We start from the raw sequence: 13,505 nt of genomic DNA, 5'->3' as shown, positions 1-13,505 counted from the left end.
CTTAACGGGGTGTGAGCACGAGATGCTCTACCACCGGGCCCAGCGCGAGGGCGGGCACATAGTTCAGCAAACCCACCAGCAGCACCACACCCGCCAGCAGCGCCACAAACAGCGGGCCGTGGGTGGGCAAGGTGCCATCGGTGGCGGTGGCGCGCTTTTTGGCGGCGAGGGACCCCGCCATGGCCAGCACCGGCACGATCACGCCAAAGCGACCCAGCCACATGGCCACGGCCAGCAGCACGTTGTAGAAGGGGGTGTTGGCCGACAGGCCTGCAAAGGCGCTGCCGTTGTTGTTGGCGGCGGAAGACAGTGCATACAGCACCTGGCTGAAGCCGTGCGCGCCGGGGTTGGACAGGCCCGCACGACCCGCCTCGCTCATCACCGCCACGGCCGTGCCCAGCAGCACCAGCAGGGGCGTGACGAGAATGGCGATGGAGACGAGCTTCATCTCATGCGTCTCGATCTTCTTGCCCAGGTACTCGGGCGTGCGGCCAATCATCAGCCCGGCTATGAACACGGCCATGATGGCGAACACCAGCATGCCGTACAGGCCCGAGCCGACACCGCCAAACACCACCTCGCCCATCTGCATCAGCACCAGGGGCACCATGCCGCCCAGGGGTGTGAAGCTGTCGTGCATGGCAATCACCGCGCCGCAGCTGGCCGCCGTGGTGATCACTGCGAACAGGGCGGAAGTGGCGATGCCAAAGCGGGCTTCCTTGCCTTCCATGTTGCCGCCCGCCTGCAAGGCGCTGGCCGCCTGGTCCACGCCCAGCGATGCCAGGATCGGGTTACCCTGCTGTTCGAAGGCGGTGGTGGCCACCACCGCCACCACGAACAGCAGACTCATGGTGGCCAGGATGGTCCAGCCCTGGCGCTCGTCGCCGATCATGCGGCCAAACACCAGGCACAGCGCCGTGGGGACCAGGAAGATCGCCAGCATCTGCAGCAGGTTGCTGGTCGCCGAGGGGTTCTCGAACGGGTGGGCCGAGTTGGCGTTGAAGAAGCCGCCTCCATTGGTGCCCAGCATCTTGATGGCCAATTGCGAGGCCACGGGGCCCATGGCCAGCGTTTGCGTGGTTTGTGTAGCGGGCTCGGTGACCGGGACGCCCTGGGCGTCCAGCACGGGCTGGCCTGCGCTATCGAGCTTGGGGGCGTCGTAGTGCACGGGCTCCAGTGTCTGCACTTCGGTGTAGGGGGATAGGTTCTGGATGACCCCTTGGCCCGCAAACACCACCGCCAACACCAGCGACAGCGGCAGCAGCACCCACAGCGTGGCACGGGTCAGGTCCACCCACACGTTGCCGATGCTTTGTGCAGAGTGGCGCGCAAACCCGCGTACCAGGGCCACCACCACCACGAGGCCTGTGGCGGCAGACAGAAAGTTCTGCACCGTCAGCGCCAGCATCTGCGTGAGGTAGCTCATGGTGCTCTCGCCGCCATAGCCCTGCCAGTTGGTGTTGGTGACAAAACTGATGGCCGTGTTGAAGGCCGAATCGGGTGCCACCCCAGCCATGCCCTGAGGGTTGAGCGGCAGCATGGCCTGCCAGCGCTGCAGCGCATACACCGCCAGCACGCCCAGGCCGTTGAACACCAGCAGCCCCAGCGCGTAGCGCAGCCAGCCGGTTTCTTCATCGGGCCGCACGCCCGCGAGACGGAACAGCGGCCCCTCAAGCCGCTGCCCCAGCGCAAAGCGACCGGCCATCACGGCGTCGATAGTGCGTGCCAGCGGCCACGCCAACGCCAGCAGCAGGGCCAAAAACACTGCCAGTTGCAGCCAGGCACCGGTGCTCATGAAAAGTCCTCCGGACGCAGCAGCACGGCGACTAGGTACACCAAGAGGGCCGCAGCCAGTACGGCCGCCAGAATCATCCAGCCGCTGGTCATGACCGCCCCCCTTGCGCTTGGCGCTGCAGCAGTGCGCAGCCCTGGGTCAGCCCGTAGACGGCCAGCCAGAGCAGGCCTCCCGCCGCCAAAAAAATCCAGTCCATATCGTCCTCCTTGAGACATGGACCGATGCTAGGAACCACCGTATCAAGATGGCCGCAAGAGTGCGGGGCGGGGTATCAAGAACGCATCAAGACGGGCAGGCACCAGGTCCGGGCCAACAGAAAGGTGGTGCTGGAAATTGCTATCGAAGTTATAGCTTTTGACGCTTATCAATCAAGCGCTAGAGGCCATTTTTATTCATATTTTTCTCTGCACGGACCACTGGCCTGCTGGTTTTGCGCTGGCGCCTGGTGTCTTTGCGGCTGCGCACCTTACAGGGGTGCGGCACGCATTGAGACCTGCCCCTGTCCATCAGGCGTCACGGGAGCGCATATGCCGGCCTGGAGCACAGACGCTCGCAAACTGCGATCATCCCCACCCTGCATTCGCTTCTTTCCTCCATGACCCAGGCCACTCCGCTCCGCCCCAGCGCTTCCAGTCCGCTCGATTCGCTGGTCCCTCTGCTTTTTGTGGCGCTCTGGAGCACGGGCTTTATCGGCGCCAAGCTGGGACTGCCGTATGTGGAGCCGCTGACTTTTCTTGCGCTGCGGTTTGCCATCGTCATCGTGCTCATGCTCGCGGTAGTGGCCGTGGCGCGTGCACCCTGGCCGCCGTCGGGCAGGGCCTGGTTGCACATCGGGGTGTCGGGCCTGCTGGTGCACGGCGTGTACCTGGGCGGGGTGTTCATCGCCATCGGCCACGGACTGCCGTCGGGCATCACGGCGCTGGTGGTGGGGTTGCAGCCGCTGCTGACCGCTTTGGTGGCGGGGGCCCTGCTCGGTGAAAAGGTGCGGGCTGCGCAGTGGGCGGGCCTGGCCCTGGGCTTTACAGGTGTGGCGCTGGTAGTGGCCGGCAAGGTGGCTACCGTGCCTGCGGGCGCTTTGTGGGGCATGCTGTTGCCCGCTGTGGTTGCGCTGCTGGGCATCACCGCTGGCACGCTGTACCAGAAGCGGTTTTGCCCCTCGTTCGACTTGCGAACGGGCTCGGTGATCCAGTACCTGCCCTGTGCCGCCGCCATGGCCGTGGTCGCCTACGCCACCGAATCCATGGCCATATCGTGGACCGGAGAGTTTGTGTTTGCGCTGGGCTGGCTCGTGTTGGTACTGTCGCTGGGCGCCGTGAGCCTGCTGAACCTGCTCATCCGCCGGGGCGGGGCAGTGAACGTGGCCAGCCTGTTTTACCTGACCCCGCCCACCACCGCGCTGATCGCCTGGGCGATGTTTGGCGAGACGCTCAGCGGCTGGGCGCTGGTGGGGATGGCTCTGGCGGTTGCAGGTGTGTGGCTGGCAAGGCAGACACGGTAGGGCCTTCAAAGGCCCTGTGGGTCACAGCGTGCGCAGCCGCTCCAGCGCGGCACGCAGCGTTTCGTCTTTCTTGGCGAAGCAGAACCTCACCACACGCTGGTCAAACCCGTCGCCATAAAACGCCGACAACGGAATCGCCGCTACACCCACTTCACGGGTAAGCCACTGGCAGAAATCGGCCTCGTTCAAATCGCTGATGGCCGAGATATCCACGCACTGGAAGTAGCTGCCGGTGCTGGGCAGCAGCTTGAAGCGCGAGCCCGCAAGGCCCTCACGGAACAGGTCGCGCTTGGCCTGGTAGAACGCGGGCAGCTGCAGGTAGGGTGCGGGGTCTTGCAGGTAGGCGGCCAGGCCGTGCTGCATGGGCGTGTTCACCGTGAATACGTTGAACTGGTGCACCTTGCGGAACTCGGCCGTCAGGGCGGCAGGGGCCGCCACGGTGCCGACCTTCCAGCCGGTGACGTGAAAGGTCTTGCCGAAGCTCGACACGATGAAGGCGCGGGCGGCCAGGCCCGGAAAGCGCGCGGCGCTTTGGTGGTCGGCGCCGTCGAACACCATGTGTTCGTACACCTCGTCGCTGATCAGCAGGATGTTGGTGGGGGCGAGCAGGTCTTCGAGCTGGCGCATTTCCCCAGCCGTCCAGATGGTGGCGCTGGGGTTGTGCGGGCTGTTGATGAGGATGGCGCGGGTGCGCGGTGTGATCGCGGTGCTGATCTTGGCAAAGTCGGGGCGGAAGGTGCCGGGCGTGAGTGGAACGCGCACGGCTTTGCCACCGGCCAGCTCGATGTTGGGCACGTAGCTGTCGTAGCAGGGGTCGAGCACGATGACTTCATCGCCTGGGTGCACGATGGCCAGGATGGCGGTGATGATGGCCTGCGTGGCACCGGCCGTGATGGTGATTTCGGTATTGGGGTTGTAGGCGCGGCCGTGCAGCGCCTCGATCTTGCGGGCTACGGCCTCGCGCAGCGCGGGGATGCCGGGCATGGGCGGATACTGGTTGTGCCCGGCCTGCATGGCGGCGGTGACGGCATTCACCAGCTCGGGGGCGCATTCAAAGTCCGGGAAGCCCTGGCCCAGGTTGACGGCCTTGTGCTCGGTGGCCAGGGCTGACATCACCGTGAAGATGGTGGTGCCGACATTGGGCAGTTTGCTGGGGAAGGCGGGTGTGCGTGCGGTGGCAGCAATGGAGGCGGCGTTAGCTTGGGTCATAGCGCAACAACGTGGAAATCAAGGTGTTCTGGAATCAGCTGGATGGTGGAGCGGTCACAGCTCGTAGTCGTTGACATGGCCGCTCATGGCTCGGGCGATGAGGTCGCGGCTCAGGCGGTCGCTCAGCAGTTCGGCAAACTTGTAGACAAAGTTGCGCAGGTAGGCGCTGCGCTTGAAAGCAACACGGGCCACGCTCTGGCCGAAGAGGTGCCCCACGGGGCGCACGGCCAGGTCGCCCACCGGGTCGTCGCGCATGGCCATCTCGGCCACGATGCCGATGCCCAGGCCCAGGCGCACATAGGTCTTGATCACGTCGGAGTCGATGGCTTCGAGCACGATGCGCGGCTGCAGCTTGCGGGCGGCAAAGGCCTGGTCGATCTTGCCCCGGCCGGTGAAGGAGGGGTGGTAGGTGATGAGTGCCTCATGTGCGAGGTCATCAAGGCCGATACGTTCTTTTTGCGCCAGCGGGTGGTCGTTGGGCACCACCAGCACGTGTTGCCATTCGTAGCAGGGCAGGGTCACGAGTTCAGGGTAGTCAGCCAGCGATTCGGTGGCCATGCCGATTTCTGCCACTTCATCGATCACCATGCGTGCCACCTCGTGCGGCGTGGCCTGGTGCAGGCTGATGTTGACCTTGGGGTAGGCCTCGCGCAGCCGGGCTACGGGCACGGGCAGCACATACCGGGCCTGGGTGTGGGTGGTGGCGATGCTGAGGGTGCCGCTGTCTTGCGCGCTGAACTGTTCGCCAATGCGCTTCAAGTTACCGACCTCGCGCATGATGACTTCGATGCTTTTGAGCACATGCTGGCCGGGCTCGGTGATGCGCTTGAGGCGTTTGCCGTGGCGGGCAAAAATGTCCACGCCCAGTTCTTCTTCCAGCTCGATGATGGCTTTGGAGACGCCCGGCTGCGACGTATGCAGGGCCTTGGCGGCTTCGGTCAGGTTGAGGTTGCGGCGTGCGGCCTCTTGAACGAAGCGAAATTGGTGCAGGTTCATATCTGATATCGCCTAAAGGGTTGCATCATTATGCTGCAAGCATCTAAGGGATTTCGACAGAACCGTCAATTTTGAGGGGGCTCGCAGGCAATTTCTGCCATCAGGGCGGTCATGCGCGGGTCTTCGCCGATGGCGGTCTGCACATGGAATTGAACGTCGGGGTGGGTGGCACGCAGTTCCTGCACCAGCAGGGGCAGGTCTTCGCGGGCATGTTTGCCAGTGCCCAGGAACATGGGCACCACCGTGACTTGGGTGGCGCCTTGGGCTGCGAGCTGGCGGGTGGCGTCAGCCAGTGAGGGGGCGCACAGCTCCAGGTAGGCGCAAAGGACCGGCCGACCGGGCTGCTGCGCTGCGATGCGCGCCGCAACGGCCTCCAGCGGCACGCGCCAGAGTGGATCACGAGAGCCGTGTGCGAACAAAATGATAGCTGCTTGCGCTTGCTGCATAAGCGGTAGAGGCCAAAAAGGCTTAAAAAGTTTTTACCGGCGGAGCACCAGCCAGCCAAACGCCGCCAGCGACAGCACCGAATAGATGAGCCCCGGCGCTGCAGCGGTGAGCCAGGGCGACCAGTTCTGCAGATTGCCTGCGTAGCCAAACACGTTGTTCAGCAGGAAGAAGCTGATGCCCGCCATGACCCCGCCAAACACATAGCCCGCAATGCCGCCCGAGCGGAAATGCAGGTAGGCAAAGGGCAGGGCCAGCACCACCATCACCAGGCAACTGAGCGGGTAAAACACCTTGCGCCAGAACTCGATCTCATACCGCTGGGCGGACTGGCCGTTGGCGTCGAGGTGGCGGATGTACTGGAACAGATCAATGGTGGCCATGCGGTCCGGCTTGAGCAGCGAGGCGGCCACCATGTCGGCGCTGATGCGGGTGGGCCATTGCAGGGTGGGGGCGTCCAGGTGCTCCACACGCGCCTCGTCGCTGCCGCGTTGTTCAAACCGGCTGCGCTTTACATTCTCGAGGTTCCATGCCCCTTCTGACCCAAACTGGCCTGTCGCAGCACGCGTCTGCGATGCCAGCCGGCCCTTGGCATCGAATTCAAAGATGCGCACGTCCAGCATGCCGCCATTGGGCGTGAGGGCGCGCACGTTCACGGCATAGGAGTGATCGTCCTGGCGCTCCTTGAGCCAGGCGCCGGTGGCGCCCGTGGTCAGGCGCCCCAGGTATCGCACCTTGACCAGCTGGGCCGTGCGGTCTGTGAGCGGCGCAATGTAGTCGCCGACCGCAAAGGTCAGCAGCACAAAAAAACTGCCCAGTGCCACCAGGGTGCGCAACGCGCGCCAGGGGCCCATGCCGCTGGTGCGCATGATGGTGAACTCGGAGCTTTGGGCGAGCCGCGCCATCACGAAGATGGTGCCGATAAGCACGGTAATGGGCAGCAGCTCGTACAGGTGGCTGGGAATGCTCAGCACTACGAATAGGAACGCGTGCGAGAGCTGGTAACCCTCGGCGCCGGTGCGGCCCACCCAGCGCAGTTCGTCCACCAGGTCGAAAAAGAAGAACAGCGCCAGAAATCCGGCGGTGACAAAGGCGACGGCAAACAGGGCTTCGCGGTGGATCAGGCGGCGGATGGTTTTCATGCAGGGCTCCTGGTCGGCCTGGGCTGCCAGAGCCGCCGCACGGTCCAGTGGTTGTGGCGCGCAGCCAGGATCAGCAGCGACATCGTCAGCATGCCGCCATGCAGCAGCACCATGAAGCTCACCAGGCCCAGCCGGCCCGCGCCCACCCAGCTTTGCCCCAGCGTCATGAGGTTGTAGTACACGATGAAGGCAAAAAGCGCGAACACCAGGCTGGTGCTGCGTGCAGCGCGCGGGTTGACGCTGGCCACGGCCAGGCCCAGCACCACAAAGTTGATGGCGGCCAGCGCTAGCCCCAGGCGCCAGCCCAGCTCGGCACGGTAGGCGGGCAAGGGTTGCATCAGCAACTCGTGCGTGGCGCGGGTCTTGACGGAGAGTTCTTCCGCCGAGCCTGCGGGTGCGGAGCCAATGCGGGTGCCGTATTCGACGAACTCGCTGATCTTGACGCCGGGCTTGTCGCGCGAGGTCTCTAGCCGCTGGCCTTCGCTCAGCACCGCCATGCGTTCGCCACCCCGTGTCTCGAGCCGGGCGCTGCGTGCAGAGGTCACGGATTCGCGCGCGCCGTCGGTGGCGGCGATGAAGATGTTGTTGCCGGCTTGCGTGTCAGGGCTGTCCTTGTCAATGAAGAACACCCGGCTGCCGTTGGAGGATTCCTGGAATTCGCCGGGCGCGATGCGATCGATGTCGCTGCGCTGTTCATAGCGCGTCTTGAGTTCCTGGATCTGGGAGTTGGCCCAGGGCCAGACCAGCAGCGACAGCACGGCAATGATCACCATCACCGGCCACGCAAAGCGCAGCAGCGGCCGCAGCAGGCTGATGAGGCCACGGCCACTGGCAAACCAGATGACCATTTCACTGTCACGGTACATGCGCGACAGCGTGCCAACCACGGCGATGAAGAGGCTCAGGCTCAGGATGGTGGGCAACTGCCCAAGGACGGTGAAGCCCATGACCAGCATCACATCGGAAGGGCTCACGCTGCCCTTGGATGCCTGTCCCAGGGTGCGGATGAGCATCATGGTCATGACCACGGTCACCAGCACCACGAGCGTCGCGCCGAAGCTGCGCGCCAGCTCCTTGCGGATGGATGAATCGAATAACATTGGTGAAGAGCGCGCTATGCACTTTTGCGTGCATGTCAAAGTGCATAGCACGCTCAAAAGGAAAACACCGATTATGAACTTTGATCTCAAGACCCTTGACCTTGCTGCGGCAGCTTCGGAAAAATGCGACCTGTTGGTCGTTCTGCTGCCTGAGGGCTTCAAGCCTGGCAAGGATGCACTGTCTGCCCTGGCGGCGTTGGCGCTCAAGAATGGAGATCTGGCCACCAAGGCGGGCAAGCACCTGCAGCTGTACCAGGTGCCTGCCGTTGCCGCCCGTCGCGTGGTGCTGGTGGGCCTGGGCGACGGGTCTGCCCGCGCCACGCGCCAGGCGCTGCAGGCGGTTGGCGGTGCCATCAAGGCGCCGCAAACCAAGCGGGTGGTGCTGTGTTTTGCTGGCGTCGTGCAAGCCGCATCCGTCAGCGCCGCTGTGCAAGCTGTGGCCGAAGTGAGCTATGTCTACACCACCACCAAGACCAAGGTCGAAGCGCGCAGCCTGAGCCGCTGCGTGGTGGGGGTCCATAGCGCACCAGATGTGCGCGAAGACTTCGACGCTGGTGTGGCCCTGGTGGCTGGGGTGGAGTTTGCGCGGGAATGGGGCAATCGCCCTGCCAACCACGCTACCCCCAGCCTGCTCGCCGATGCGGCCAAGACCCTGGCCAAGCTGCCCCGTATCCAGTGCAAGGTGCATGGCCCGGCCGAAGTGGCCCGGTTGGGCATGGGCGCCTTCCTTGCCGTGGCACGGGGTTCCGAGGAACCCCTGCGATTCATTGAATTGCGCTACAACGGCGCGGCCAAGGAGCAGGCGCCGATCGTGCTGGTGGGCAAGGGCATTACCTTCGACACCGGGGGCATCTCGATCAAGCCTGCCCCGGAGATGGACGAAATGAAGTTCGACATGTGCGGTGCTGCCAGCGTGCTGGGAACGTTCCGCGCATTGGGCGAGCTGCAGCCCTCTGTCAATGTGGTGGGGCTGATCCCCGCCTGCGAGAACATGCCCGATGGCCGTGCCGTCAAGCCGGGTGACGTGGTCACCAGCATGAGCGGGCAGACCATCGAAATCCTGAACACCGACGCCGAAGGCCGCCTGGTGTTGTGCGACGCGCTCACCTACGCCGCCCGCTTCAAGCCTGCCGCCGTGGTGGACATTGCCACGTTGACCGGCGCCTGCGTGATTGCGCTGGGTGGCGTGCGCAGTGGGCTGTTTGCCAATAGTGATCCCCTTGCGTCTGCGCTGCAGGAGGCTGGCGAGTCTGCGCAAGACCCTTGCTGGCGCATGCCGCTGGACGACGACTATGCCGACGGTCTCAAGAGCAATTTCGCGGACATGGGCAATGTGGCCGGGCGTGCGGGGGGCTCCATTACCGCCGCAAAGTTCCTGCAAAAGTATGTGGGCGACCTGCCATGGGCGCACCTGGATATTGCCGGCACGGCCTGGAAGGGGGGGGCCGCCAAGGGAGCCACGGGGCGGCCCGTGGGACTTCTTGTGCACTATCTGCTGGGGCAGGCCAGTGCCAAGCCGGTTTCCAAGCCTGCGGCGGCAAAACGCTCCGTGCGCACCAAGGCTGCCTGAGCGCACGATGACCGAGGTTGCGTTTCACTTCAATGCGCCGGACAAGCTGGCCTATGCATGCCGCTTCGCCCGCAAGGTGCAGCGCAGTGGGGCCCGGCTGGTGATTGCGGCGCCGCCCGACACGCTGGCGGTGCTGGATCGCATGCTCTGGGCCCTGGCACCGCAGGACTTTGTGGCCCATTGCCTGGGCGATGCCGATGAAGAACTTGTCCACGCGTCGCCGGTGTTGCTGACAGCCGATGCGCGGTTTGCCCCGCACCACGAAGTGCTGCTGAACCTGCATGCGGAAGTGCCCGAAGGATTTGGCCGGTTTGACCGACTGGTGGAGGTGGTGAGTGCACAGGATGAAGCGGATCGTGGCGAGGCCCGGACGCGCTGGCGCCACTATGCATCGCGCGGCTACGCCATCACCCGCCACGACCTTGTGCTGAAAGCTGGCTGATGGCACTGCCTCCTTCCAAAACCCCTCCACGTTTTATTCCCACCCTCACCGAAGTGGTGCAGGTGCCGGACTCCGTGCCCCTGCAACCTGCAACGGGCGCGCCATTGCGCACGACGGTCATGTCTCCGTCCGCCTTGTCGAGTGCGCGGCCCCTTGCAACAGCGCCGCAGCCGGCGGCCCGTCCATTGAGTCCGCCATTGCCCAGTGCCCGTCCGCCTGCTGTGGTCGCCCCACGGACTGCAGCTGCTCCCGTGCCTGTGCACGCAGCGTCCCCTGCTGTGGCTCAACGGGCACCCGCTGCGGCGGTTGTGGCGGCGCCTGCGCCTCTTATGGCTCCCTTCGCCGCCGTGGCTGCAAAACCGGTGTTGACGCGGCCCCTGCCTGAAGGCATGGAGGAGTACATGGTGCACCGGGTCATGCAGCGGGTGGATGTTGTGCTGGATCAACGTTTGCGCGAAGCAATCGCCACGGTGGTGCAGGAGCAGACACGATCGGTGCTGCCGCGACTGCGTGAAGAGATTGAATCCGTGGTCCGGCACGCTGTGTACGAGGCGGTGGCGGATGAGTTGGCCAGTGGCGCACCCTCTGTGCCAAAGGGATGACAGGGTATTCCCCTGTGGTTTCTCTCGCGTTTAATCGTGTTCCCTAATGATCTGGCCCGTAAATTGCGATATGTTCGCCTGCGTTGAGACACAAGAAGATTCTCAGCGTTTATCTTTACTGGAGATTTGATATGCAATTGAAGTTGAAACTGACCGTGGTTGCTGCTATCGCGGCTGTTGCTGGTGTGGCCTCTGCACAAGAGCAGGTGGTCAAGATCGGCCATGTGGCTCCGGTTTCTGGCGCCCAAGCCCACTACGGCAAGGACAACGAAAATGGCGCCCGCATGGCCATTGAAGAGCTGAATGCTCAAGGTGTCACCATCGGCGGCAAGAAGATCAAGTTCGAACTTCAAGCCGAAGACGACGCTGCCGATCCAAAGCAGGGCACGGCCGCTGCACAAAAGCTGTGCGACTCCAAGGTCGCTGGCGTTGTCGGCCACCTCAACTCCGGTACCACCATTCCTGCTTCCAAGGTCTACAACGACTGCGGCATTCCAATGGTGACGGGCGCTGCAACCAACCCCAACCTGACCAAGCCTGGCTACAAGACCACGTTCCGTATCATCGCCAACGACAACGCGCTGGGCGCTGGTCTGGCGTTCTACGCAGTGGATACGCTCAAGCTGAAAACCGTTGCCATCATCGATGACCGTACCGCTTACGGCCAAGGTGTGGCAGACGTGTTCAAGAAGACCGCTGTTGCCAAGGGCATGAAGGTGGTGGACGAGCAGTTCACGACCGACAAGGCCACTGACTTCATGGCCATCCTGACCGCGATCAAGTCCAAGAACCCCGATGCCGTGTTCTACGGTGGTATGGACCCTCAAGCCGGTCCTATGCTGCGCCAGATGGAACAGCTGGGCATGGGCAATGTGAAGTACTTTGGTGGTGACGGCGTCTGCACGTCTGAAATCGCCAAGCTGGCTGCCGGTGCCAAGACCCTGGCTAACGTGATCTGTGCCGAAGGCGGTTCCTCGCTGGCCAAGATGCCTGGCGGTACCGCCTGGAAGGCCAAGTACGATGCCAAGTACCCGAACCAGTTCCAGGTGTACAGCCCTTACACCTACGATGCCACGTTCCTGCTGGTTGACGCCATGAAGCGCGCCAACTCGGTGGACCCCAAGGTGTATGTGAACGAACTGGCCAAGGCGAACTTCAAGGGTGTGACCTCTGCCATCGCCTTCGAACCTAACGGCGAAATGAAGAACCCCTCGATCACGCTGTACGTCTACAAGGACGGCAAGAAGACCCCTCTGTAATTGGAGTGGTCCCACTTGCAAGGCACTCTGTGCCTTGCAGGGCCAAAACAAAAGGGCTTCCTTCGGGAAGCCCTTTTTGCTTGTGGAAGCGTCACTTGTCTGTAGCTATTCAGTTTGTTGGCGCAGCACTCCGAACCGGGAATGCATCGAAGAACAGACTGAACGAGAGGGGGCCACCAAAGCGCAAAGCGAAACCGAGACGAACTCAACCACCTGCAAGGTTTTTTTGCCCATGGCGGAATGGCCCAGTGGGATTTCTTTGTATCAACGCCTTACCTGCAACGCACCTGGATTCACGATGTTGGTAGGGGTGCCTTTGATGAAATTCACCACATTGTCAAACGCTGCACCAAAGTAAAGCTCGTAGCTGTCTTGCTCCACATAGCCGATATGGGGTGTGCAAATGCAGTTCTCCAGCCGGAGGAGGGCGTGGCCCTGGAGGATGGGCTCGCTCTCGAACACATCGACTGCGGCCATGCCGGGGCGACCCCGATTCAAGGCTGCGATCAGTGCGTCGGGTTCAATCAGCTCGGCCCGCGAGGTGTTGACCAAAAGCGCGGTGGGCTTCATGCACGAGAGATCTTCGAGAGAAACGATGCTGCGTGTTTCATCGTTCAAGCGAAGGTGCAGCGAGATCACATCGCATTGCGAGAAAAACTCTTCGCGCGTGGTGGCAGCCTGGTAGCCATCCGTCAGGGCCTGGGCGCGTGAGGCTTCGCGTCCCCAAATGCGGACGTTCATTCCAAATGCACGTCCATAGCCCGCCACCAGTTGGCCAATGCGGCCATACCCCCAGATCCCCAGCGTTTTGCCACGCAGCACGTTGCCAAGGCCAAAGTTGGCGGGCATGGACGCTGTCTTCAATCCCGATTGTTGCCACGCGCCGTGCTTGAGGTTGGAGATGTACTGTGGCAACCTGCGCATTGCCGCCATCACAAGGGCCCATGTCAACTCAGCGGGAGCTACGGGGGAGCCTACGCCTTCTGCCACTGCAATGCCACGCTCGGTACAGGCCGCCACATCGATGTGGTTGCCGATCTTGCCGGTTTGCGCGATGAGCTTGAGGCGGGGCAGTTTTTCCACCAGTTGCCGAGTGATCTGCGTGCGCTCCCGCACCAGAACGATGATGTCAGCATCCTTGAGGCGAACCGAAAGCTGGCCCAGTCCTTTGACGGTATTGGTGTAGACCTTGGCGGTGTACGCGTCGAGCCGGGATGCGCAGTGGAGCTTGCGGACTGCGTCCTGGTAGTCGTCGAGAATAACGATATTCATCGTTTGTTCAACTTTCATAACTCATTGATTCACAAGGCAATATCGCTGTAAGGCCTTGATTTGATTGGCAAAAATCTACGCCACTGCGCTGCATTAGTGTTGTTGTTCTGGTGAAAGCGTTCAGTGCGATACGGGCTACACTTGCCGCCTCGGCGTAGGTTTGGCGTAGGTTTTGG

13 protein-coding genes are annotated in these 13,505 nt (G+C 63.0%); 5 read left to right on the top strand and 8 right to left on the bottom strand.

Annotation, left to right across the window (positions count from 1 at the left end):
* Position 1 precedes the first annotated feature (1 nt).
* On the bottom strand, positions 2-1,795 hold the full coding sequence (gene kdpA / locus IB243_RS22920) for a potassium-transporting ATPase subunit KdpA (protein ID WP_192429519.1): 1,794 nt from the start codon (positions 1,793-1,795) through the stop codon (positions 2-4).
* The gene (gene kdpF, locus IB243_RS22915; RefSeq protein ID WP_225585278.1) at positions 1,792-1,872 is read right to left on the bottom strand and encodes a K(+)-transporting ATPase subunit F; all 81 of its coding nucleotides are present in this window, start codon (positions 1,870-1,872) and stop codon (positions 1,792-1,794) included. Before kdpF ends, kdpA begins: the two co-directional genes overlap by 4 nt.
* A gap of 518 nt (positions 1,873-2,390) precedes the next feature.
* On the opposite strand from kdpF, the gene IB243_RS22910 reads away from it, so the two are divergent.
* Positions 2,391-3,293 (top strand): DMT family transporter, encoded by a 903-nt coding sequence (locus tag IB243_RS22910; protein ID WP_192429518.1) that lies wholly within the window; start codon positions 2,391-2,393, stop codon positions 3,291-3,293.
* A 21-nt stretch (positions 3,294-3,314) separates the two neighbouring features.
* Here IB243_RS22910 and IB243_RS22905 read toward each other — a convergent pair whose 3' ends face one another.
* From IB243_RS22905 to lptF, 5 genes are all read right to left on the bottom strand, one after another.
* Positions 3,315-4,502, bottom strand: a complete 1,188-nt coding sequence (locus IB243_RS22905) for a pyridoxal phosphate-dependent aminotransferase (protein WP_192429517.1) — start codon at positions 4,500-4,502, stop codon at positions 3,315-3,317.
* 54 nt (positions 4,503-4,556) lie between these two features.
* Complete coding sequence (locus IB243_RS22900) at positions 4,557-5,498, bottom strand: CysB family HTH-type transcriptional regulator (RefSeq protein WP_192429516.1); 942 nt, start codon at positions 5,496-5,498, stop codon at positions 4,557-4,559.
* A gap of 65 nt (positions 5,499-5,563) precedes the next feature.
* The gene (locus tag IB243_RS22895; RefSeq protein WP_029413043.1) at positions 5,564-5,944 is read right to left on the bottom strand and encodes a sirohydrochlorin chelatase; all 381 of its coding nucleotides are present in this window, start codon (positions 5,942-5,944) and stop codon (positions 5,564-5,566) included.
* A 33-nt stretch (positions 5,945-5,977) separates the two neighbouring features.
* Complete coding sequence (gene lptG / locus IB243_RS22890; RefSeq protein WP_010458787.1) at positions 5,978-7,084, bottom strand: LPS export ABC transporter permease LptG; 1,107 nt, start codon at positions 7,082-7,084, stop codon at positions 5,978-5,980.
* Positions 7,081-8,184, bottom strand: coding sequence for an LPS export ABC transporter permease LptF (gene lptF, locus IB243_RS22885; RefSeq protein ID WP_010458789.1), 1,104 nt, complete (start codon positions 8,182-8,184; stop codon positions 7,081-7,083). The genes lptG and lptF overlap by 4 nt, the downstream gene beginning before the upstream one ends.
* Before the next feature lie 73 nt (positions 8,185-8,257).
* On the opposite strand from lptF, the gene IB243_RS22880 reads away from it, so the two are divergent.
* From IB243_RS22880 to IB243_RS22865, 4 genes are all read left to right on the top strand, one after another.
* Positions 8,258-9,754, top strand: coding sequence for a leucyl aminopeptidase (locus IB243_RS22880; protein ID WP_192429515.1), 1,497 nt, complete (start codon positions 8,258-8,260; stop codon positions 9,752-9,754).
* A 7-nt stretch (positions 9,755-9,761) separates the two neighbouring features.
* Positions 9,762-10,196 carry a DNA polymerase III subunit chi gene (locus tag IB243_RS22875; RefSeq protein ID WP_192429514.1) on the top strand — a complete coding sequence of 145 codons (435 nt, stop codon included), beginning with the start codon at positions 9,762-9,764 and terminating at the stop codon, positions 10,194-10,196.
* A gap of 329 nt (positions 10,197-10,525) precedes the next feature.
* Complete coding sequence (locus IB243_RS22870; protein WP_225585251.1) at positions 10,526-10,798, top strand: hypothetical protein; 273 nt, start codon at positions 10,526-10,528, stop codon at positions 10,796-10,798.
* 131 nt (positions 10,799-10,929) lie between these two features.
* Positions 10,930-12,057, top strand: a complete 1,128-nt coding sequence (locus tag IB243_RS22865) for a branched-chain amino acid ABC transporter substrate-binding protein (RefSeq protein WP_010458793.1) — start codon at positions 10,930-10,932, stop codon at positions 12,055-12,057.
* Positions 12,058-12,321: 264 nt separating this feature from the next.
* Here the strand turns inward: IB243_RS22865 and IB243_RS22860 are convergent, their stop codons facing one another.
* The gene (locus IB243_RS22860; protein WP_010458796.1) at positions 12,322-13,329 is read right to left on the bottom strand and encodes a D-2-hydroxyacid dehydrogenase family protein; all 1,008 of its coding nucleotides are present in this window, start codon (positions 13,327-13,329) and stop codon (positions 12,322-12,324) included.
* Between the last annotated feature and the right edge of the window lie 176 nt (positions 13,330-13,505).

Source organism: Acidovorax sp. ACV01 (assembly GCF_014851495.1).
Lineage (GTDB): Bacteria > Pseudomonadota > Gammaproteobacteria > Burkholderiales > Burkholderiaceae_C > Acidovorax > Acidovorax radicis.
This window is presented reverse-complemented; position numbering and strand designations above follow the sequence as displayed.

What these genes read in the sequence shown, in the direction of transcription:
- kdpA (WP_192429519.1), bottom strand. Translation starts at nt 1,795, where the DNA reads ATGAGCACCGGTGCCTGGCTGCAACTGGCAGTGTTTTTGGCCCTGCTG.
- kdpF (WP_225585278.1), bottom strand. Translation starts at nt 1,872, where the DNA reads ATGATTCTGGCGGCCGTACTGGCTGCGGCCCTCTTGGTGTACCTAGTC.
- IB243_RS22910 (WP_192429518.1), top strand. Translation starts at nt 2,391, where the DNA reads ATGACCCAGGCCACTCCGCTCCGCCCCAGCGCTTCCAGTCCGCTCGAT.
- IB243_RS22905 (WP_192429517.1), bottom strand. Translation starts at nt 4,502, where the DNA reads ATGACCCAAGCTAACGCCGCCTCCATTGCTGCCACCGCACGCACACCC.
- IB243_RS22900 (WP_192429516.1), bottom strand. Translation starts at nt 5,498, where the DNA reads ATGAACCTGCACCAATTTCGCTTCGTTCAAGAGGCCGCACGCCGCAAC.
- IB243_RS22895 (WP_029413043.1), bottom strand. Translation starts at nt 5,944, where the DNA reads ATGCAGCAAGCGCAAGCAGCTATCATTTTGTTCGCACACGGCTCTCGT.
- lptG (WP_010458787.1), bottom strand. Translation starts at nt 7,084, where the DNA reads ATGAAAACCATCCGCCGCCTGATCCACCGCGAAGCCCTGTTTGCCGTC.
- lptF (WP_010458789.1), bottom strand. Translation starts at nt 8,184, where the DNA reads ATGTTATTCGATTCATCCATCCGCAAGGAGCTGGCGCGCAGCTTCGGC.
- IB243_RS22880 (WP_192429515.1), top strand. Translation starts at nt 8,258, where the DNA reads ATGAACTTTGATCTCAAGACCCTTGACCTTGCTGCGGCAGCTTCGGAA.
- IB243_RS22875 (WP_192429514.1), top strand. Translation starts at nt 9,762, where the DNA reads ATGACCGAGGTTGCGTTTCACTTCAATGCGCCGGACAAGCTGGCCTAT.
- IB243_RS22870 (WP_225585251.1), top strand. Translation starts at nt 10,526, where the DNA reads ATGGCTCCCTTCGCCGCCGTGGCTGCAAAACCGGTGTTGACGCGGCCC.
- IB243_RS22865 (WP_010458793.1), top strand. Translation starts at nt 10,930, where the DNA reads ATGCAATTGAAGTTGAAACTGACCGTGGTTGCTGCTATCGCGGCTGTT.
- IB243_RS22860 (WP_010458796.1), bottom strand. Translation starts at nt 13,329, where the DNA reads ATGAATATCGTTATTCTCGACGACTACCAGGACGCAGTCCGCAAGCTC.